Here is a 2,534-nt window from a genome sequence, read left to right on the forward strand (position 1 = left end):
TGCGAGGCCGAGGCGGCGGTGCGCAGCAGCGGCCGGCGGGGGCGCGTGTCCCGGCCCTCGGTGATCGTCGGCGACTCCGCCACCGGTGAGATCGACAAGATCGACGGACCGTACTTCTTCTTCCCGGCGCTCGCACGGCTTGCCGCGCTGCCGTCGCGGTTGCCACTCGTCCTCCCCGATCTGGGCGCCACCAACATCGTGCCCGTCGACTATGTCGCCGATGCGATCACCGAACTGATGCATCGTGACGGGCTCGACGGCCGCGCATTCCATCTCGTCGCCCCGAAGTCGCAGCCCCTGCGGGACGTGTTCACGGCATTCGCGCGCGCGGCCGGCGCGCCGACACCTGTGGCGTCCGTGCCTGGTGCGCCGGTCCGGGCACTGCTGACGACGACGGTGGTCCCGGGACTCGACACCGTCCGACGTCTGCTGTTGCAGCGCCTGCGGATTCCGCCGGTGATGCTCGAGCAGATGTCCCTGCCCACCGTGTTCACCACGCGCAGCACCCGCGACGCGCTGCGCGGCAGCGGACTCGTCGTGCCCGCTCTCGCGGACTATGCACCCGTGCTGTGGGAGTACTGGCGTGCGCATCTGGACCCCGACCGTGCCCGGCGCGACGACCCGCGTGGCCCGCTCGTCGGCCGGCACGTGCTCATCACGGGCGCCTCGTCCGGTATCGGCCGGGCTACCGCCGGCGCGGTCGCCGGCAAAGGCGCGACGGTCCTGCTCCTCGCACGACGCGCGGGCGAACTCGACGCCGTTGTCGAACAGATCCGCGGCGACGGAGGTCACGCCCATGCGTACCCGTGCGACCTCACCGACCCCGAGTCCGTCGAGCACACCGTCAAGACGATCCTGGCGGAGCGCGACCACATCGACATGCTCGTCAACAACGCCGGGCGCTCGATCCGCCGCGGCCTGTACCACTCGACCGACCGGATGCACGACTTCGAACGCACGATGGCCGTCAACTATTTCGGAGCGGTCCGGCTGACTTTGGCACTGCTACCGCACATGCGCGCACGCCGATTCGGGCACATCGTCAACATCAGCACCGCCGGGGTGCCGGCGCGCACACCCCGCTTCGCCGCCTACATCGCGTCCAAGTCGGCGCTCGAAGGCTTCGCCGAAGTTGCGGCCGGTGAAACATTGAGCGACGGAATCACTTTCACCACCATTCGGATGCCACTCGTGCGAACCCCGATGATCGCCCCCACCGAGGAATACAGCCACGGGCCGGCCGCCAGCCCCGAGCAGGCCGCGGACATGGTGGTGCGGGCCCTGATCGAGCGCCCCGAACGCATCGACGTACCGATCGGCACCCTCGCCGAGTTCGGAAGCCTGTTCGCGCCCGGATTCGTCCACCGGGTGCGCTCGCGCCTGTACCACGCCTCACCGGATTCGGCGGCTGCGCGAGGCGAGGAGCCGCGTCCTGCACCTGCCGGTACCGGCGTGGCGCTTCCGGTGCTGCCGGCGCCGGCCGTACTGCGCCGTCTCGGGCGTCTGGTGCCGGGCGTGCACTGGTAGCGCCCCGCTACAGGGCAGTCACCTTCGTCGCGACCACCGGTCGTACCGGTTTGGGAGCAGCGCCGCAGCTCGCCGGGCGCGGCGCCAGCTCCCGGGTCTCGAGATCGACCCGCCACGTGCGGCCGTCGCGGTGTCGCACGACCGTCTCCGTACCGGTCGTCTCGACCGTGTATGCCGCGACATCGTGGTCGCCGGCGATCTCACGCACCGCGATCTCGGCTGCCTGACCTGCCGCATCCCACGTGCTGCGCCCGCGCAACCCCGGTGCGAACACCTCACCGCGCGCCGCGGCCCGCACGGCCTCGGCACCGGCGACCGCATCGAGCCGACCGTACGTATAGCCGGTGGGCAGGAGGATCATCGACGGAGCGAACCGGTGGCCGCCGGTATGCGAGCACTCCCACACCGCGTCGCCGACCTCCGCCTGCAGCGCCGCCGCGAGCGGACGGCCCTGCACGGCACAGCATCGGTCGCGCCGGCCGTGCGCGCACACCAGCACGACCGGCTCCGACACCGGGTCGCCGATTCCCGGCGCCGGACGCGCGACAACCTGCGGGATCAGCTCGAGGAGGTCGTCGGGACCGGCGATTTCGAGCCGCTCGCACCAGGCGTGTTCCGGTTCGGTGCGGGCGAGCAGGGCCGTGTGACCGGACCGCACCGTGTCGCGCCCGGGCCGTCTGACGAACAGAAGACGCACCCCGGCAGCGTCCGCGCGTGCGGACAGCTCCGCGGACAGCTCCGGACCCAGCGCCGTCCCGTCGAGAATGTCGCGCCCCCAGCCGGAGCGGAACTCCAGGCACACATAGCCGGGCGCGGTCGCGGCGGTGCCGGGCAGCGGCTCGTCGAGCGCGGACAGTGCCGAACAGGTCGAAGGCAGAGAGTCGGTCACCAGCTCATTGTGTCCGATGAGTAGCCTTACCCGCGCAGCCGGCGCACCGCGGCCCGCCCCCATACCCGCAGGAATCCCTGCGACAGGTACGCGAAGCAGGCGAGCCCGAGCACCCAGT

Annotated in this window: 2 protein-coding genes; one reads left to right on the forward strand and one right to left on the reverse strand. The window is 71.4% G+C overall.

All coding sequences use genetic code 11. The annotated features are described in order from the left end of the window. Positions 1 to 1,527 (forward strand): SDR family oxidoreductase (locus Q8814_RS25645; RefSeq protein WP_330154760.1); only part of this gene is annotated, 1,527 nt, incomplete at its 5' end. A gap of 7 nt (positions 1,528 to 1,534) precedes the next feature. Here Q8814_RS25645 and Q8814_RS25650 read toward each other — a convergent pair. After that, the gene (locus Q8814_RS25650; RefSeq protein ID WP_330154761.1) at positions 1,535 to 2,416 is read right to left on the reverse strand and encodes a sucrase ferredoxin; all 882 of its coding nucleotides are present in this window, start codon (positions 2,414 to 2,416) and stop codon (positions 1,535 to 1,537) included. Positions 2,417 to 2,534: the final 118 nt, after the last annotated feature.

The organism is Rhodococcus chondri (assembly GCF_036327435.1).
GTDB classification, from domain to species: Bacteria; Actinomycetota; Actinomycetes; order Mycobacteriales; family Mycobacteriaceae; genus Rhodococcus; species Rhodococcus chondri.